Here is a 17,287-nt window from a genome sequence, read left to right on the forward strand (position 1 = left end):
TACTGATAAAATATAAAACGGTTGAAAGAATATTAACGGTTGAGCCTGATTGCAACGGCTTCTTTATGTGCCTGTAATCCTTCGCCTTCTGCCATGGTCATCACCGTACCGGCAATGCCTTCCAGTCCTTTTCGGCTGAGCTGTTGAAAGCTGATGGTCTTGCAAAAACTTTCTACTGAGACGCCGCTGTACATAGCGGCATATCCGCTTGTTGGCAACGTGTGATTGGTGCCGCTTGCATAATCACCAACAGACTCTGGTGAATAGTGGCCAATGAAAACCGAACCGGCAGACTTCACTTTATTCGCAAATGTGGTGGCCTTATCGCAGGCAAGAATCAAATGTTCCGGTGCGTAATAATTGGACAAGGCCATTGCTTCGTCCAATGTTTTTACCAACACGAGCCGGCTTTGCTTCAGGGCTTCACGCGTGATATCCCGTCGTTCCAGTTGTTGCAATTGTATGGCCAGTTCTTCCTTTACTTTCCCGATCAGTTGTTCCGTTGTTGTCACCAGCACCACTTGTGAATCGGGGCCATGTTCTGCCTGGGACAAAAGATCTGCAGCCACAAAGGCGGCGTTGGCTGTTTCGTCGGCAATTACCAATACTTCGGAAGGGCCGGCGGGCATATCGATGGCGGCGACCTGTTGCAACTGCTGTTTGGCGGCTGTTACATATTGGTTACCGGGGCCAAAGATCTTGAAAACACGCGGAACGCTTTTGGTACCATAAGCCATCGCTGCAATGGCCTGCGCGCCACCGATGCGGAAGATGCGCGTGATGCCGCAACATTGCGCAGCAAAAAGAATGGCAGGATGAACAGTACCATCCGCATTGGGGGGCGTGCAGAGAATGATCTCTTCACAACCTGCGATACGTGCGGGAATGCCCAGCATTAATACGGTGGAGAAAAGCGGTGCAGAACCTCCGGGGATGTAAAGACCTACGCGTTCGATGGCCACGCGTTTGCGCCAGCAACGGATACCCGGTTGCGTTTCGATTATCTCGGTCCGCAGTTGCTGTGCCTCGTGGAAACGGGTGATATTGGCTGCTGCTGTTTTAATGGCTTTGCGTAATGCCGGTGAAAGTTGTTTGGCGGCCGCTTGAATTTCTTTAGCGGATATTTCCAACTTGCCGCCTTCCCATTTGTCGAGTTTGCGTGCATAAACCTGGAGTGCTTTATCGCCGTTGGTTTTTACCTCATCGAGGATGGTTGCCACGGTTTGCTGTACGTTGCCTGCGCGTTGCGCGGGACGTTGTAAAATAGATGGCCAGCGGGAAGCGGCGGGATATTTGTAAACACGCATCATCAGAGGATCATTTTTTCGATCGGTATAACCAGGATGCCTTCTGCGCCCTGTTGTTTCAATTGTTCAATGATATTCCAGAAATCGGTTTCGGTGATCACGGAATGTACGGAGCTCCAGCCGGGTTCTGCGAGTGGCAATACCGTGGGGCTGCGCATACCGGGAAGCAGTCCGCAAATAGCATCGAGCTTTTCGTTGGGTGCGTTCAGCAATACATATTTATTGTTGCGCGAACGTTTGACGGATTGAATACGGAACAATAATTTATGCAGGATCTTCTGCAGGGCAGGAGAGAGGTCGTTATTGCTGATGATCACCGCTTCTGACTGCAGGATGGTTTCCAATTCGGTGAGTTCGTTGGAGAAAAGCGTGTTGCCCGAACTTACGAGATCGCAGATGGCATCGGCGAGTCCGATACGCGGGGCTATTTCCACGGAGCCGCTGATGGTGTGAATATCGGCTTTGATCTTTTTCTTTTTCAGGTAGCCGGAGAGAATATGCGGATAACTGGTGGCGATCTTTTTTCCGGCGAGGTCTTCAGCGGAGCGGATGCGCTTGTTGGCCGGAATGGCGAGAGAGAGCCGGCATTTACCAAAACCCAGTTTTTCGACGGTGTTGACTTTTTTATTTTTTTCCAGCACCACGTTTTCACCAACGAAGCCAATATCGGCCACACCGTCCTGCACGTATTCGGGAATATCGTCGTCGCGGAGAAAAAATATCTCTGCGGGAAAATTGGTGGCGGCCACGCGGAGTTGGTTACGGCTGTTGCCGGCGTCGATGCCACATTCTTTGAGCAGCCGCATCGAATCGTCGTGCAGGCGTCCTGATTTCTGAATAGCGATGCGAATTTTCTTTTCCATAAAAATGATATACGGGTCAAATAAAAAAGGCTTACCACTGGTAAGCCTTCAAGTATGATTAAACATAAAACATCTCACGGCTTACGGCTGTGTAAGAAATGATGATGAATATGTGTGTTGTTGAACATTGCGGAGCAAATATAATTTATCCGGTCAAATAATGGACTGATAATAGTAAATTAATATCAATGTCTAACGAACGTTAGCCACGGAAACGGGCGCTGGTGCCGGGATTGCCGGGGCAGCCTGTTTTCTTGGAAGAGTAGCAGGACGTCGCTGCGATAACAACTGTCAGCAGGGCGGCCAATGCAAAAAGTTTCGTTTTCATGATGCGTGTTTGACTGGTTAAACGTGGGATTATAAGAATATAGTATGCAAATATACCTACGTATTAATTAAAAGTTCGGTTAAAAAAGGGCCATCATGATAAAAAAGTGGTTAACTAGGTCAGTTTCTTTACCTTTACGCCCGTTCTGAAAACCATAAATTGATGCTCCAACTAACCAAACCGCTTGCTGTTATTGACCTGGAAACAACCGGTGTCAATCTCGGAACGGACCGTATCATTGAATTTGCCGTAGTCAAGATACTTCCCGACGGCACCCGTATCCAGAAACGCAAGCTGATCAATCCCGAAATTGCTATCCCCGCTACGTCGACCGACATTCACGGGATTACTGATGAAATGGTGAAGGATGCACCTCCGTTCCGGCAGGTAGCACAGGAGCTGAAGCAAATGCTCGACGGCTGCGATCTCGCCGGTTACAACTCCAACCGTTTTGATATTCCACTGCTCATCGAAGAATTTCTGCGCGCAGGTGTGGTGTTTGAAATGAAAGGACGCCGCATGGTGGACGTGCAGAATATTTTCCATAAAATGGAACAACGCACCCTGAGTGCGGCCTATCGTTTCTATTGCAACAAAATATTGGAAGGCGCACACGGTGCCGAAGTGGATGCCGCCGCTACTTACGAAATATTGCTTGCACAACTCGAGCGCTATCCCGAACTCGGTACCACACTCGATTCCATCAATAAGACCATCGGCGAAGAAGTGATTGTGGATTTCGCACGCAGGTTCATTATGGAAAACGGGGTAGAGATCTTCAACTTCGGTAAATACAAAGGAAAGTCTGTAGCAGAAGTACTAAAGGCTGAGCCTCAGTACTATGACTGGATGATGAAGGGCGATTTTCCGCAAAATACCAAGCAGAAACTCACCGAAATTTTCACCCGCACAAAACTGAAAAAAGCATAAAAGATCTTGCTTTTTTGTGAACAATTTTTAACAATGGAACCTCTTTCGTTGTTGTAAATTCGTACAGTATATCCTTTGGAGAAATTAGTCGTCATACCAACCTATAATGAGCGGGATAATATCTCCCGGATTCTTCATGCCATCTTTGGACTGAAACAGGATTTTCATGTGCTGGTGATCGATGACGGATCGCCGGATGGCACTGCTGCTATTGTCCGGGAAATGATGCAGCAATTTCCCGGTGAATTGTTTATCGAAGAACGGAAAGGTAAACTCGGTTTAGGAACAGCCTATATTCATGGCTTTAAATGGGCCACCGCACGCGGCTATGCTTACATTTTTGAAATGGATGCCGACTTCTCTCATAACCCCAATGACCTGCCCCGCCTGTATGATGCCTGCAAAAATGGAGGTGCCGACCTGGCAGTGGGTTCACGTTATACCAAAGGTGGCGGTGTCACCAACTGGCCGGCTAATCGTATCGCTTTATCAAAAGGTGCTTCTATATATACACGCATCATTACCTGGATGCCGGTGAAAGATCCGACGGCCGGATTCATGTGTTACAGCCGTGAAGTACTGGAAACAATCAATCTCGATCAGATCCGCTTTGTCGGATATGCTTTCCAGATTGAAATGAAATTTGCGGCATGGAAACTTGGTTTCAAGATCAGGGAAGTGCCTATTCTTTTCCAGGACCGCACGTATGGCGTATCCAAAATGAACAAAGGCATTGTGAAGGAAGGCATTCTGGGTGTGCTTAAACTCCGCTGGCACAGTCTTTTCAAAAACTACCGTAAACGCGTGAAAAACACAGAGGACGTGAATCGTGAATCGTCAATGGTGAATCGCCAATCGTCAATCGTGAATGGGCAGTAGTGAATGGTGAATCGTCAATGGTGAATAGTCAATGGTGAATGGTGAATCGTCAATCGTGAATGGCTGTTAGCCGCCGTGGTTCGTGTCTTCGCCATAAATGTTCGGAAGATTTTAAAACCCCTCAATCCGATATCACGCCACCGTTGGTCTCCAGACCAACGGGCCTGCTCATCCTTGAGTCATGTACGAAGTTGGCCTTCACCTATCAAAGCTACGTGACGCATGCTAGTTGGTCGGGAGACCACCAAGGGCGCTAATTTATACCTCACGCCGTCATTACGTTTAAAAATGAAAAGTGACTCTTGGTGATAAATGTTTTTAACATTTATGGTGTCTTCACGAACCACCGATAAGATGCCGCTTAGTCTGCAGAATACTCAATCTTGCGGGTTTACGAATCAAACATTAATATGAAACGCCCCAAACGAATGCAGGGCGCTCAAAATCGTTATCGAAAATTTTCAAACTATCCCTGGGCTTCCACCAGGTAATAATTCTTCTTTCCTTTTTGTACCAGTATATAACGGTCGTGTAACAACTGTTCTTCTTTCACCACATCTGTAACAGCTTCCACTTTGCGGCGGTTGATGCTTACTCCGCCACCTTGTACCAGTTTGCGTGCTTCGCCCTTGCTGGCAAAGACATGGGTCGTTGCCAGGAAACTCACCACGTCTACACCGGCTTTCAATTCGTCGCGGCTGATCGATGCTTTCACCACACCTTCCATTGACTCGAGGTCTTCGAGACTTAACGATTCGGCGGGCGCGTTTTGATTGGCGAAGAGTCTTTCGGTGGTGGCTACGGCTTTTTCAAATTCTTCGCGGCCATGTACAAAAGACGTTACTTCTTCGGCGAGTTTCTTTTGGAGAAGACGTTGCTCGGGTGCGGCTTCGTGTTGTTTTTTCAGTTCTTCGACAGTGAGGCGGTCCAGGAAGCTGAAGATTGGCAGCCAGGTGGCGGCATCACTGTCGCTGGCATTGAGCCAGAACTGGTAAAATTGATAAGGGGATGTGCGGGAGGCATCGAGCCAGACGTTGCCGGACTCGGTTTTACCGAATTTGGTGCCGTCGGCTTTGCGGATCAGCGGGCAGGTGAAGGCAAAAGCTTCTCCGGCGGCCTTGCGGCGGATCAATTCGGTGCCGGTGGTAATATTGCCCCACTGATCACTGCCGCCCATCTGCAGTTTACAGTTTTTATTTTCGTAAAGCCAGTAGAAATCGTAGCCCTGCATGAGCTGGTAGGCAAATTCTGTATAGCTGATGCCCACTTCACCTTCAAAGCGTTTCTTCACACTATCCTTGGCCATCATGTAGTTAACGGTGATGTGCTTGCCGGTATCACGCAGAAAATCGATGAAGGAAATGGCGCGGAACCAGTCGTAGTTGTTTACCATTTCCGCGGCGTTTGGTTTGCTGCCATCAAAGTCGAGGAACTTTTCAAGCTGGGCGCGTATGCCGGCCACATTGCGGGCCAGTGTGTTCTCGTCCAGCAGGTTACGTTCTTCGCTTTTGCCACTGGGGTCACCGATCATACCGGTGGCGCCACCTACCAGTGCCAGGGGTTTGTGCCCGGCTTTTTGCAGGTGTACCAGCAGCAGGATAGGGACGAGGCTGCCGATATGCAGACTTTCAGCCGTGGGGTCGAACCCGATATAGGCCGTGGTCATTTCCTTCAGCAGTTGCTCCTCGGTGCCGGGCATGATATCCTGGATCATGCCTCTCCAGCGTAGTTCTTCTATGAGATTCATTGTGTTAAGTCGAAATTTGGGCTCAAAAGTACGCCATCCCTGCCAAGGCCGGCCGATTGCGCAATATTTTTTCATTATCTGCGTTTTCGGGCGTCCTTAATAGGAAGGAGGCTATGATATTCCAAAGGTAAATGTTACTTTTGCAGGCAGCCCTAAGGACAAATAAACTGTCTAATTAATAACCGCTTATCTGAAAATTACCCGAATGAACCGCTTCAGTATATACCTGACCCTGTGCTGCGTTTTTGTGTCGTTGTCTTCCCGGGCTCAGTTTCGTAAATATTCGAATGAATTTCTCAACATCGGTGCGGGAGCGCGTGGGCTATCCATGGGCGGTGCACAGGTGGCCGGAGTAGCAGATGGTACGGCCGGTTATTGGAACCCCGCCGGTCTCGTCAACATCAAAGACGATCCCCAGGTTAATCTTATGCACGCCGAGTATTTTGCCGGTATCGGCAAATATGATTTTGTCAGCGTTGCATTTCCCTCCGCAAATAATAAACGCATCATCGGCATCACAGGACTGCGTTTTGCCGTAGATGATATCATGAATACCTTGTTCCTGGTAGAACCTGACGGTACGCTTAACTACAATAACATTCAGGCATTTTCTTCTGCAGACTATGCCTTCATGCTTTCGTTTTCTCAAAAGCTGAAAGAAACGGAGAAGAAGAAAGTACACTTCGGACTGAATGCAAAAGTGATCCACCGCAACGTGGGCAAGTTTGCCAAAGCCTGGGGTTTTGGTCTCGATGCAGGTTTACAAATCTATCAGGGTAAATGGCGCTTCGGTGTGGTGGGCCGTGATATCACGTCCACGTTCAACACCTGGTCATTCAGCTTTACCGAAAGAGAAAAAGAAGTGTTGTACCTCACCAACAATGAAATTCCGGTGAAGTCAACAGAAATGACCGCGCCCCGTCTCGTGTTGGGTGTCGGCCGTGAATTCAGGATCAGCAAAAAAGCCACCCTGCTGGCAGAGACTAATTTTGATCTCACGTTCGATGGCAAACGTAATACCGTGATCATCGGCGATCCGGTGAGTGTGGATCCCAAGATCGGTCTCGAATGCAACTTCAACAATGTATTTTTCCTGAGAGCAGGGATCAACAATTTTCAGAAAGCGCTGGCCGATGGCGATACGCTCAATCAAAAGAAAGTGTGGATCTATCAGCCAAGCGCCGGGGCTGGTTTCCGCATTCAGAGCGTAACCATCGATTATGCATTCACCAACCTGGCCAATCAATCCAATCCCTTGTTTACCCACGTGTTTTCGCTTCGTCTGGATATGGCGGGGGACAAGAATAAAAAGAAGAAAAACTAAATCTGTACAACAAGCACAAAACGTTTTTTCATGAAACGATTTTTACTTCCATTTCTGCTTATCTGCTGCCTCAGTGCATCTGCACAGGTATACAATAACGAGTGGATCGACTATAGCAAAACCTACTATAAATTCAAAGTAGGTGCTTCCGGTCTTTACCGGATCGGTCAGTCTGCGCTCGGCAGCATAGGTCTGCAAACAACGCCTGTTGCACAGTTTCAACTCTGGCGCAATGGTAAAGAAATTCCCTTATATACATCCGTTCAGACCGGTACACTCGGCGCTTCGGATTATATCGAGTTCTGGGGCGAAATGAACGACGGCAAAGCCGACAATCCATTATACCGCAACGCCGATTTTCAGCTTTCGGATAAATGGAGTTTGCAGACCGATACGGCAGCGTACTTCCTTACCGTGAATACAGCAGGTAACAACCTTCGTCTCGTTCCTGCCGCCAATAATCTTCCCACGGGTGTTTCACCAGAGCCTTTCTTCATGCATACAACCGGTATTTATTACCGCAGCAAGATTGGTCAGGGGTATTCTTCTCCCGTTGAACACGAGTACACTTATTCTTCTTCATACGATGAAGGGGAGGGCTGGGTATCAGATGATATTCCGCGTGACGGCACGCTCACTTTTTCCGACAACAACCTGGCTGTCTATACAGGTGCCGGAGCACCCGACGGTACTGTGCGTGTCAATGCCGCAGGCAATGCCGAGAATCCGCGCAGACTGGTATTGCGTCTGAATGGCAACGCGGTTATCGATCAGCACGTCGACTTTTTCAGCGCGCAGAAATTTTCCGCTACATTTCCTGTTTCGCTGATCAGCGGCAACAGCGCGAGCCTCGTGATAACCAACGCTACCGAACCCGTGCTGCCTCCTGCGACCCCGCTTCCTGACCGTCTCGACATTGCCATGATGGAAGTAACCTATCCTCGTCAATTCAATTTCGGCGGAGCCAATACCAATTTCTCCTTCAGTCTTCCCGCTAATCCTTCGGGTAATTACCTGGAGATTACCAATTTTATTTATACCGGCATTCCGGTGTTATACGATATCACCAACGGCCGCCGCTACGAAGGCAACACCGCTGTGGCGGGCACGATCCGTTTCTTCCTGCAGCCTTCCGGCACAGCACGTGAACTGGTACTGATGAACACAGCGCCAGCCAACATCCGCAACATTACCAGTTTCCAGCAGCGCAACTTTGTTAACTACCTGCTTCCCGCCAACCAGGGAGATTTCCTGATCATCACACACCCGAATGTACTCACCGGCACAGGTGGTACGCAGCCGGTGGAAGATTATAAGAATTATCGCCGTTCCGCACAGGGCGGAGGTTATGTGGCCAATCTTTACATGATCGACGAACTGGTGGATCAGTTTGCATTTGGTATTAAAAAACATCCGCTGAGTGTCCGCAATTTCATCCGCTGGGCACGCGCCAACTATACCCGCCCGCTGAAGAGTATTTTCCTGGTAGGCAAAGGAGTGATGTATAACCAGTACCGCCAGTTTGAAAGCCATGTGGATATAGAAAAGCTGAACCTGGTGCCAACGTTTGGTCAGCCGGCATCTGACAACCTGATGAGTGCTGCTCCAGGTAACTTTATTCCGCTGACACCAATCGGGCGTTTGTCTGCCATCAATGGTGATGAAGTAGCGCTGTACCTGACCAAGGTAAAGCAGTATGAGCAACTGTATAGCTATAACTCACCGACGATTGCAGATAAATCATGGATGAAAAATGTGGTCCATGTGGTAGGTGCAAGTGATTTCAACACCAGCAACCTGTTGCGGATAGCCTTGAACAATCATGCCAATATCATCAGCGATACAGCTTATGCGGGCAATGTGAGCAGTTTCGTGAAGACATCTGCAGACGCAGTACAACAACTCAACAGCAGCCGGATTGCCAACCTTTTCACAGAGGGTATCGGTCTGTTGACTTATTTCGGTCACTCTTCTTCCAGCACACTCGAGTTCAACCTCGACAACCCGATGAACTATAACAATGCCGGCAAATACCCGGTATTTAATGTGATGGGTTGTAATGCAGGTAACTTCTATAATTTCAACCCTGCGCGTTTTGTAACAAAAGAAACCTTGTCGGAGAAATATGTACTGGCTCCCGAGCGTGGCGCGATTGCCTTCCTTGCCAGTACGCACCTTGGTATCGTGCACTATCTCGACGTATACAATACGTGGAATTATACGGCTATGTCCACTACTCACTACGGCAAAACGTTAGGAGAGATCATGGACCAGGCTGTTGCACGTGTACTGACCGCTACGCCTGCAGGCGATTTCTATGCGCGCTTCCAGGTAGAACAATTCACTTTGCATGGTGATCCTGCCATCCGTTTTTACAGCAGTGAGAAACCTGACTATGCCATCGAAGATCCGCTGGTGAAAGTAAGCCCCTCTTTCATTTCAGTAGCCGAAACACATTTTGAGCTCAATGCCAAATATGTGAACCTCGGTAAGTCGATCAACAAGAAAATGGTGGTGGAAGTAAAACGTACCTATCCTGACCTGACCACGGAGATCATTAAAAGAGACACGCTTGCCTTTACCAAATATGCCGACTCTGTGCTGATCGATGTGCCTATCGTTCCTACAAGAGATAAAGGACTGAACAAGATCACCGTTACACTGGATGCGGACAACAATATCGATGAGTTATATGAATCGAATAACACGGTAACGAAGGATGTGTATATCTATGAAGATGAAGCGCGTCCGATCTATCCTTACCAATACTCCATCGTCAATCAGCAGAATATCAAATTCAGTATTTCCTCTGCGAATGCTTTTGCCGAAATGCGGCAGTACAATGTGGAAATGGATACAACGGAACTCTTCAATTCTCCGGCCAAAGTGGCCCGTTCGGTGAGCAGCACGGGAGGTCTGATACAATTTGATGCACCGATGACGTTTACGGCCAACAGGGTTTACTACTGGCGCGTATCCCCGACGCCGGTTACGGGCGATCCGGTTTGGAACAGCTCTTCCTTCGTATATATCCCGGGATCCGAAACCGGTTTTAACCAGTCGCATTATTTCCAGCACGAAAAATCAAACAACTACAATACCCATCTGCTAAATGATAAACGTCAGTGGGTTTATAATACTACCGTAAACAATATATTCACAAGCAATGGCTGCTGGGCAACAGGAGCCGTACAGGAAACCGCAGTGGGTATTTCGGTGAACGATAATCTTATTGGTGCCAATACCTGCTGGTTCTCTTCGCTGGTATTTAACGTATTGGATTCTGCAACACTGGCGCCATGGATCAACGTGACATTGGACAATACTTCCAACGGCGGTCTTGGTCTTGCCCGTTTCGGCAGTGTGAGTAACAACTGTACACCATCCCGTAAAATCAACTTCGAATGGCGATATGATACACCGGAGCGTCGTAAGCTGATGATGAACTTCATGAAAGATTCGGTTCCCGACGGTCAGTATGTGGTGGTGCGCAACTTTACCCTTTCTCCCGAATCATTCCCGGGCTTCCCGCAAGCCTGGGCTGATGATTGGAAGGCTGATGAAAATATCTATGGTGCGGGGAACTCATTGTATCATTATCTTAAGAATGCAGGTCTTTCCGGAATTGACTCATTCTATCGGGCGCGTCCGTTCATTCTTGTTTATAAAAAGAACGATCCCAGCTTTACACCCAAATGGATAGTAGGGAATGGGGTGTACGATGTAGTTACTCTTTCTGCGGAACTGCTGGGCCGTGATGACAACGGTGCACTTTCTTCTCCGCCAATGGGCCCTTCCAAAGCATGGAAAACATTCGAATGGGGCGGCTATTCCATGGAGACACCGAGTGATGACAGCGTGTACGCACACATCATCGGTATCACCCGCTCGGGTCAGGAAGATACCCTGATCCGCAACATTCCAAGATCACAACAGATCACTGATATCAGCTCCATCGACGTAGCCGACTATCCGTATCTGCGTATGTATATGCATACAAAAGATACCTCGCACCTGACGCCTTATCAACTGGACTACTGGCGCCTGTATTACGATCCGGTACCCGAAGGAGCCATTGCGCCCAATATTTTCTTTACCACAAAAGATACGGTTGATGTAGGCGAACCTTTCCGCTTCGGTATCGGCTTCAAAAACGTGAGCCAGACACAGTTTGACAGTATAAAAGTCAAACTGTCGATCACCGACCGCAATAACATTGAGAATATCATTCCCATACCGAAACAAAAAGACCTGTTGCCCAACGACACCATCAAACTGGAAGTGAACGTAGCAACCCAGTCTCTCGCCGGAAAGAATATTCTCTTCGTGAATTTCAACCCCGATGAAGATCAGCCGGAGCAACATGTATTCAACAATTTTGCTTTCAGAAACCTTTATGTAAGGCCGGATAGTCTCAATCCGCTACTGGATGTAACCTTCGACGGTACGCACATCCTGAACAGGGATATCGTTTCGTCGAAACCAGACATCCTGATCAAACTCAAAGATGAAGCACGCTGGATGGTGCTCAACGATACGAGCCTGCTGAACCTGCATATCCGTTATCCGGATGGTTCACTGCGCCGTTACTATTTCAATAATGCCGATACGGTCCGCTTTACACCGGCAGGACAAGCACCCAACCCTGATAACACAGCTACGGTGACTGTACAGCCATGGCTGCAGCAGGACGGTGAGTATGAACTGATCGTAAGTGGTAAAGACAGGAGTGAGAATGCGGCCGGTAATATTGAATACCGCGTGGCGTTCCAGGTGATCAATAAACCGATGATCTCGAACATGCTCAACTATCCGAACCCCTTTACCACATCAACGGCATTTGTATTTACGCTCACAGGTAGTGAAGTACCACAGAACCTTCGAATACAAATCCTCACGATCACGGGTAAAGTGGTGCGGGAAATCACAAAAGACGAATTGGGACCCCTGCGTATCGGACGCAATATCACAGAATTCAAATGGGATGGAACGGATCAATACGGCGACAAGCTGGCAAACGGCGTGTACCTGTATCGCGTGATCACCAACCTCAATGGTAAGTCGCTGGATAAATACAAATCATCAGACGACAACACCGATAAATACTTCAATAAAGGTTACGGAAAAATGTACCTGATGCGATAAGCAGCAAGCGAAGATGGTTAGTCAGCGAAACCTGTTACTCGATGTTTTCAGAGGACTAGCCATCTTCCTTGTATTGCTGCGTCACGGGGCTCTTATGGAGATAACCACCCGCATGGGCTGGATCGGCGTGGATCTCTTTTTTGTACTCAGTGGATTTCTTGTCTCCGGGCTGCTGTTCCGCGAATATGCAGCCAATGGTTCTTTGCGGGCAGGAAGATTCCTGCTGCGCCGCGCATTTAAAATCTATCCGCTGTTCTATGCAGTAGTGATCATTTACCTGTTTTATAATTGGTGGAAAGGAATACCGGTAACAACGGGATCGGTGCTGGCTGAACTGTTCTTTTTTCAAAACTATCATCCGGGTATTATCGGCATTTCCTGGTCGCTGGCGATCGAAGAACATTTCTATTTATTGCTGGCAATAATGTTGACACTGGCCGCGACCCGGGGCTATGTAAAAGGAAAAGTGGTGCCTGCGGTCTGTATCCTGATTATATTACTTTGCCTTACCGGCCGCGCGCTGACGAATGCATGGCTGCCTTTTTCTCCTTACACCCATTTCTTTCCCACGCATCTGCGTATCGATTCGCTGACGGCAGGTGTATTGCTTTCATGGTTTTATCATTACCATTATGAAGCAACGAAAAATTTTGTCCACCGTTATTACCCGGCATTGTTGATTGTGGTAGCAGCAGGTTTGTTGCCGGCATTTTTAATGGAGGCGGAAAATGAATTCATTCTTGTACCGGGATTTACTTTACTGTATGCAGCGTTTGGAGCGGCATTAGCGATGGGATTGATTTTTCAATGGCGGATTGAAAGAATATTGGCAGCAACCAGGTTAAAGGGATTGTATCGCGCTCTGGCATTCATTGGCCGTTATTCTTATGCCATTTACCTGGTGCATATGTTGGCCGGCCCTGCCATCAGCAACTTCATCAATCAATATTTTTTCCGGGGAGACTTGCCTGTAATTTCTGTATTCCTGCTCAAAACCGCGGCCAATATCGGTACGGGCATCCTGCTTACCTGGCTCATCGAAAAGCCGGCCCTCAGCTGGCGGGATCGTTATTTTCCAACGCCGGTGCTGAAGCCTTCCTCAAACGTGTAAGGATAACAAAAGCAATAAACAAGAACAACACAACAGTACTGATCCACCAGGCGATCTGCAGATCCGTCTGATAATACGTCAATTCATATTCCTGTGGTCCGGGTGGTATTTCAAACGCCATGAAGGCCACGTTGGCATCGAGTAGTTTTACACGTTGCCCGTAGCGGTACAACTCCCAGCGCGGATGACGGTTGATCATGATCACACCCCAGTTGTCACCAATCGCATTTGTTTCAAAATGGATGGACTGCGGCGCGAAATCTTTGATTTGGATCGTTCCCTGTATGGAGGTGTCGATACGGAGCGGAGCCTTGATGTCGTCGATAAAAGCGATCAAACCTGTGGAATCCCTGGCCTGCGTTGCCGTATCCGCTATCGGGAAAATAAAGGCAGGACTGTATAACAACGGATGTTGCAATAAACGTTGCCGCAATGGTTCATTGAACCAGAATTGATTTTGCACCAGCAGATTGCTTGGCGAAACGCGGTAGTCCGAGCGGCCGATCTGTTTACTGTACATATTCCGTACACCAATCTCATGCATGTACTGCTCATTGCCTTCCCCGTTTTGCGCCAGCGTATAACGCAGATCCGGTACGGGGTAGCCGTCTTTTTTAATTTCATTGATGCGTTGCTGCACAACTGCCGCGCGTGTATTCTTTACCACCGTAAACGGCTGAAACAACATGGTGAAAACAATACAGTTCAGGATACCGACCGTTGTCGCATAACCAAATTGCCTTTGCCGGATAAACCGGAATAATAAGATCAGAAAGGGAACCTGCAGCAATATGTTCAGTAAAATAAGATCGCCTGCCGAAAGGCTTTCCAGCAATTGTTTGATGCGGTCGCTCAGGGAACCTTTGGCCGCCGCCCATCCACTTGCAGAAAGCAAAGTCGGTCCACTGAGGATGGCGACAGCAAACAAGAGTACCAACAATAATAAACAAACCGCCCAGCCACGTTTGAAGCGTTTGTCTACGCCGGAAGTGATGAGTTGATGGAAGAGCAAACCTGCGAGTACGCAACCAAAGAACAAGGTGAAAAGTTTTGCATTGGCCGGATGACGGAAAGAATCCATCAGCGGCAATACATAATAGGCCACGATCCGCAGGCCGCCCATTTCACCCAAACTGAATAAAAGGAAAACCAGCATAGCCCCTTTACAGAAGGAAGCGGGAGCGGGAAGTTTGCGGTAAAAAAAAGCCGTCAGCATTAATATAAATGCCAGCAGACCGATGTAAGAATTTCTTTCGAGCGGATCGGTTATTTCCACGCCGGGCATTTTCCATACCGCTAGTGGTGTGAGATAAGACGAAAGCAAAGCCGGGTGTAATGGATTGCTCATCACATCCTCATAAGAAGCCCCGGTGCCGCGTTCGGTCAGCAGGAGACTTTGATAAAAAGAAAAAATAGCCGGCAGGCTCAACACGAGGAATAGCAGCATCATGGCTCCGTGTGTAAGCAGCAGATTTTTCCATTGAATAGGCTTGCGCCAATCCAATATGATGCGACGTATCAGCATGGCGATCATCAGGTAGGCAGTAATGATAAAGTCGGCAGGATAAGCACAGTTAAAAAGAAAATAAAGCGCTACCGCAGTATATATTCCCTGTTTGATCGAACGCTCTTCCAGGCATCGGTAGTAAAACAAGAATACATAGGGAAGGAAAGAGGCACTGGAAATCCAGTTGAGAAACTGACACGAGTCGCTGTTGAATCCACATAACATAAAAGCAACTGAAGCCATGATATTCGCCAGCGGGTGCACGTTGAAATGCTTGAGCAGGTAGTACATGCCCGTGCCACTCAGGAATACATAGAGCAATGTTTCCAGTTGCAACGTATATAAGGTATAGGGGCCGAAAAGAGAAAACAATTGGACGATGGAGTTCCAGGCACCGGATTGCATATCGCCGTGGAGGGGATACCCGAGATTGAGGTAAGGCGTCCACAAGGATAATTGTCCGTTATGGAAAGATTCACTTACCAACCGGCGCACCGGCAGAAAATAATTGAGTGCGTCGTTTTTTAAACTGAAGATATGCAGGCTCACCGGCCAGTACGCTATGGCTGTTATCAAAAGTAACAAAGCCAGGTAAGCAATATCAGGACGATAGCGGTTGCGTTGGCGCAATTCACTCATGCGTGTTACGTTTATAGTGGTTGAACAAACGCCACATATCGGCCATTACTTCAGGGGACTTCCAGATGGAAAGGCGCGATCCGCCCGGATCATGCCAGCGACGTAAAGGGATCTCCGAACCGCGGCAGGCTGTCTGCAGATTACGGATACGCAACAGCAGTTCCACATCAAAAAACCATTTAGTGGTAAAAGGTTGTTCGATGATCTGCTGCAGCAAATCGATGCGGAAACATTTTGCGCCGCACTGCGTATCGTAAATACCCAATCGATATTTTGTATCGATAAGCGTGGCAATAAAACGTCCGGTTACGTGCCGGAACTGTGAGCGCTGAATAGAACTCTGCAGGGTTTTTATCCTGGAGCCGAGTACATAATCAAGCGAATCATTGGCAAGAATATCTTTCAGGCGGATAAATTCCTCGGGACTGGTAGAGAGGTCTGCATCGAGATAACCGGCAAAACTGTAATCCGGTGTTTTGATGGCATACAATAATCCCTGTCGTACAGCTTCAGCTTTGCCGCTGTTTTGTTTCAAAGAAATAATATGGATCCGGCCGGGCACGGAGGCGGCAAGGGTCGCTAATACCTCCGCCGTATTATCGGGACTTCCATCGTCGACCATCACAAAATCGGCATCGGACCGTTGCTGCAGGAACCGGACAAATATCTCCGGCTGCAGGCGCGCAGCTTCTTTATAACAGGGAACTATGATGGCCGTTTTTTGCATAAGCAGTAACATGAGAGTCCGGGCAAATGAATACCAATACGGGAAAAAGCATGGCTAACCCGGAAATCGAACCACAAAATAGACGAAATAATACGAGAAAAAACCGGGCTTCCCTTCCAATTGTCGATGGATTGTGTTGTTTTCCACCATCCTGCTTTTTCTCCTAACAAACGAATAAGACGCGGAGGTAATAAGGTAAAGAAAAAATAGCCGCTGCTGATAACCTCGAGATTTTGTTCGCGGCACAGTTTTACTAGCTGTTTGCGCGTATACCGGCGATAATGCAGCAATAATTGATCGTGTTGTGAAAACAATGCCTGGAATGCAGGTACCGTTATCAACAGCGTGCCGCCAGGCTGCAGGACAGTTTGCACGGTATCATTCAGCACGGCTGCATCATCTTCGCAATGTTCGATCACATCGGCGAGCATCGCGGCATCGCTGTGTGGCTGTGCGGAAGAAGTGGTTTGCAAAAACGCAACAGGCAAACCCGCAATACGTTGTTGTAACTGCTGAATCAGTTGCGGTGTATAGGCAGTGTCGATAGCCGTATAACGGTTGGCAACTCCGGCCTGTGCGAGTGTTTCGATCACGAACGCATCGCCGGCGCCTACATCGGTAAGGTGCTGGTGATTTTTGCCCAGCAGAAAACGGATAACACGTACACGCGCGGTCTCCCACGGATGACGCAATGACTGTGCGGATGTTGTTCTGCTGAGTTCTGTAATATCCATAGCTGTAAGCCGGTGCGCAATAATACAAATAACCGGTTGGCAGACC

The 17,287-nt window shown here is 48.2% G+C and carries 12 protein-coding genes; 5 read left to right on the top strand and 7 right to left on the bottom strand.

The features are described from left to right. Nucleotides 1-32: 32 nt before the first annotated feature. From hisD to H608_RS24815, 3 genes are all read right to left on the bottom strand, one after another. Nucleotides 33-1,310: a histidinol dehydrogenase gene (gene hisD, locus H608_RS0105925; RefSeq protein ID WP_245565725.1), complete on the bottom strand. Its 1,278-nt coding sequence runs from the start codon at nt 1,308-1,310 to the stop codon at nt 33-35. Next, entirely contained in the window at nt 1,310-2,170 is an 861-nt protein-coding gene (gene hisG / locus H608_RS0105930) for an ATP phosphoribosyltransferase (RefSeq protein ID WP_028786867.1), read from the bottom strand. Before hisG ends, hisD begins: the two co-directional genes overlap by 1 nt. A gap of 202 nt (nt 2,171-2,372) precedes the next feature. Continuing rightward, complete coding sequence (locus H608_RS24815; protein ID WP_281169166.1) at nt 2,373-2,498, bottom strand: hypothetical protein; 126 nt, start codon at nt 2,496-2,498, stop codon at nt 2,373-2,375. Between the two features lie 162 nt (nt 2,499-2,660). Here H608_RS24815 and H608_RS0105940 point away from each other — a divergent pair, with 162 nt between their 5' ends. Next, a complete protein-coding gene (locus tag H608_RS0105940; RefSeq protein ID WP_155990068.1) occupies nt 2,661-3,428 on the top strand; it encodes a 3'-5' exonuclease in 768 nt (255 codons plus the stop codon). A gap of 75 nt (nt 3,429-3,503) precedes the next feature. Then, a complete protein-coding gene (locus H608_RS21455; RefSeq protein WP_051268085.1) occupies nt 3,504-4,307 on the top strand; it encodes a polyprenol monophosphomannose synthase in 804 nt (267 codons plus the stop codon). Nucleotides 4,308-4,773: 466 nt separating this feature from the next. On the opposite strand, the gene tyrS is transcribed toward H608_RS21455, so the two are convergent. Next, the gene (gene tyrS / locus H608_RS0105950; RefSeq protein WP_028786869.1) at nt 4,774-6,054 is read right to left on the bottom strand and encodes a tyrosine--tRNA ligase; all 1,281 of its coding nucleotides are present in this window, start codon (nt 6,052-6,054) and stop codon (nt 4,774-4,776) included. 205 nt (nt 6,055-6,259) lie between these two features. Between tyrS and H608_RS0105955 the strand changes: the two genes are divergently transcribed. The 3 genes from H608_RS0105955 to H608_RS0105965 are packed head-to-tail and all read left to right on the top strand — an operon-like array spanning nt 6,260 to nt 13,634. Further along, nucleotides 6,260-7,378, top strand: a complete 1,119-nt coding sequence (locus H608_RS0105955) for a putative type IX sorting system protein PorV2 (protein WP_028786870.1) — start codon at nt 6,260-6,262, stop codon at nt 7,376-7,378. A gap of 30 nt (nt 7,379-7,408) precedes the next feature. Further along, nucleotides 7,409-12,523: a putative type IX secretion system sortase PorU2 gene (porU2, locus tag H608_RS0105960; RefSeq protein WP_028786871.1), complete on the top strand. Its 5,115-nt coding sequence runs from the start codon at nt 7,409-7,411 to the stop codon at nt 12,521-12,523. Between the two features lie 13 nt (nt 12,524-12,536). Beyond that, nucleotides 12,537-13,634 (top strand): acyltransferase family protein, encoded by a 1,098-nt coding sequence (locus H608_RS0105965; protein WP_071836919.1) that lies wholly within the window; start codon nt 12,537-12,539, stop codon nt 13,632-13,634. Here H608_RS0105965 and H608_RS0105970 read toward each other — a convergent pair. The 3 genes from H608_RS0105970 to H608_RS0105980 are packed head-to-tail and all read right to left on the bottom strand — an operon-like array spanning nt 13,576 to nt 17,241. Beyond that, nucleotides 13,576-15,780 (bottom strand): glycosyltransferase family protein, encoded by a 2,205-nt coding sequence (locus tag H608_RS0105970; protein ID WP_028786873.1) that lies wholly within the window; start codon nt 15,778-15,780, stop codon nt 13,576-13,578. The genes H608_RS0105965 and H608_RS0105970 overlap by 59 nt on opposite strands. Next, on the bottom strand, nt 15,773-16,507 hold the full coding sequence (locus tag H608_RS0105975) for a glycosyltransferase (RefSeq protein ID WP_028786874.1): 735 nt from the start codon (nt 16,505-16,507) through the stop codon (nt 15,773-15,775). The genes H608_RS0105970 and H608_RS0105975 overlap by 8 nt, the downstream gene beginning before the upstream one ends. After that, on the bottom strand, nt 16,486-17,241 hold the full coding sequence (locus H608_RS0105980; RefSeq protein WP_028786875.1) for a class I SAM-dependent methyltransferase: 756 nt from the start codon (nt 17,239-17,241) through the stop codon (nt 16,486-16,488). The genes H608_RS0105975 and H608_RS0105980 overlap by 22 nt, the downstream gene beginning before the upstream one ends. Between the last annotated feature and the right edge of the window lie 46 nt (nt 17,242-17,287).

The sequence above is a fragment of the Terrimonas ferruginea DSM 30193 genome, from assembly GCF_000425585.1.
Taxonomy (GTDB): domain Bacteria; phylum Bacteroidota; class Bacteroidia; order Chitinophagales; family Chitinophagaceae; genus Terrimonas; species Terrimonas ferruginea.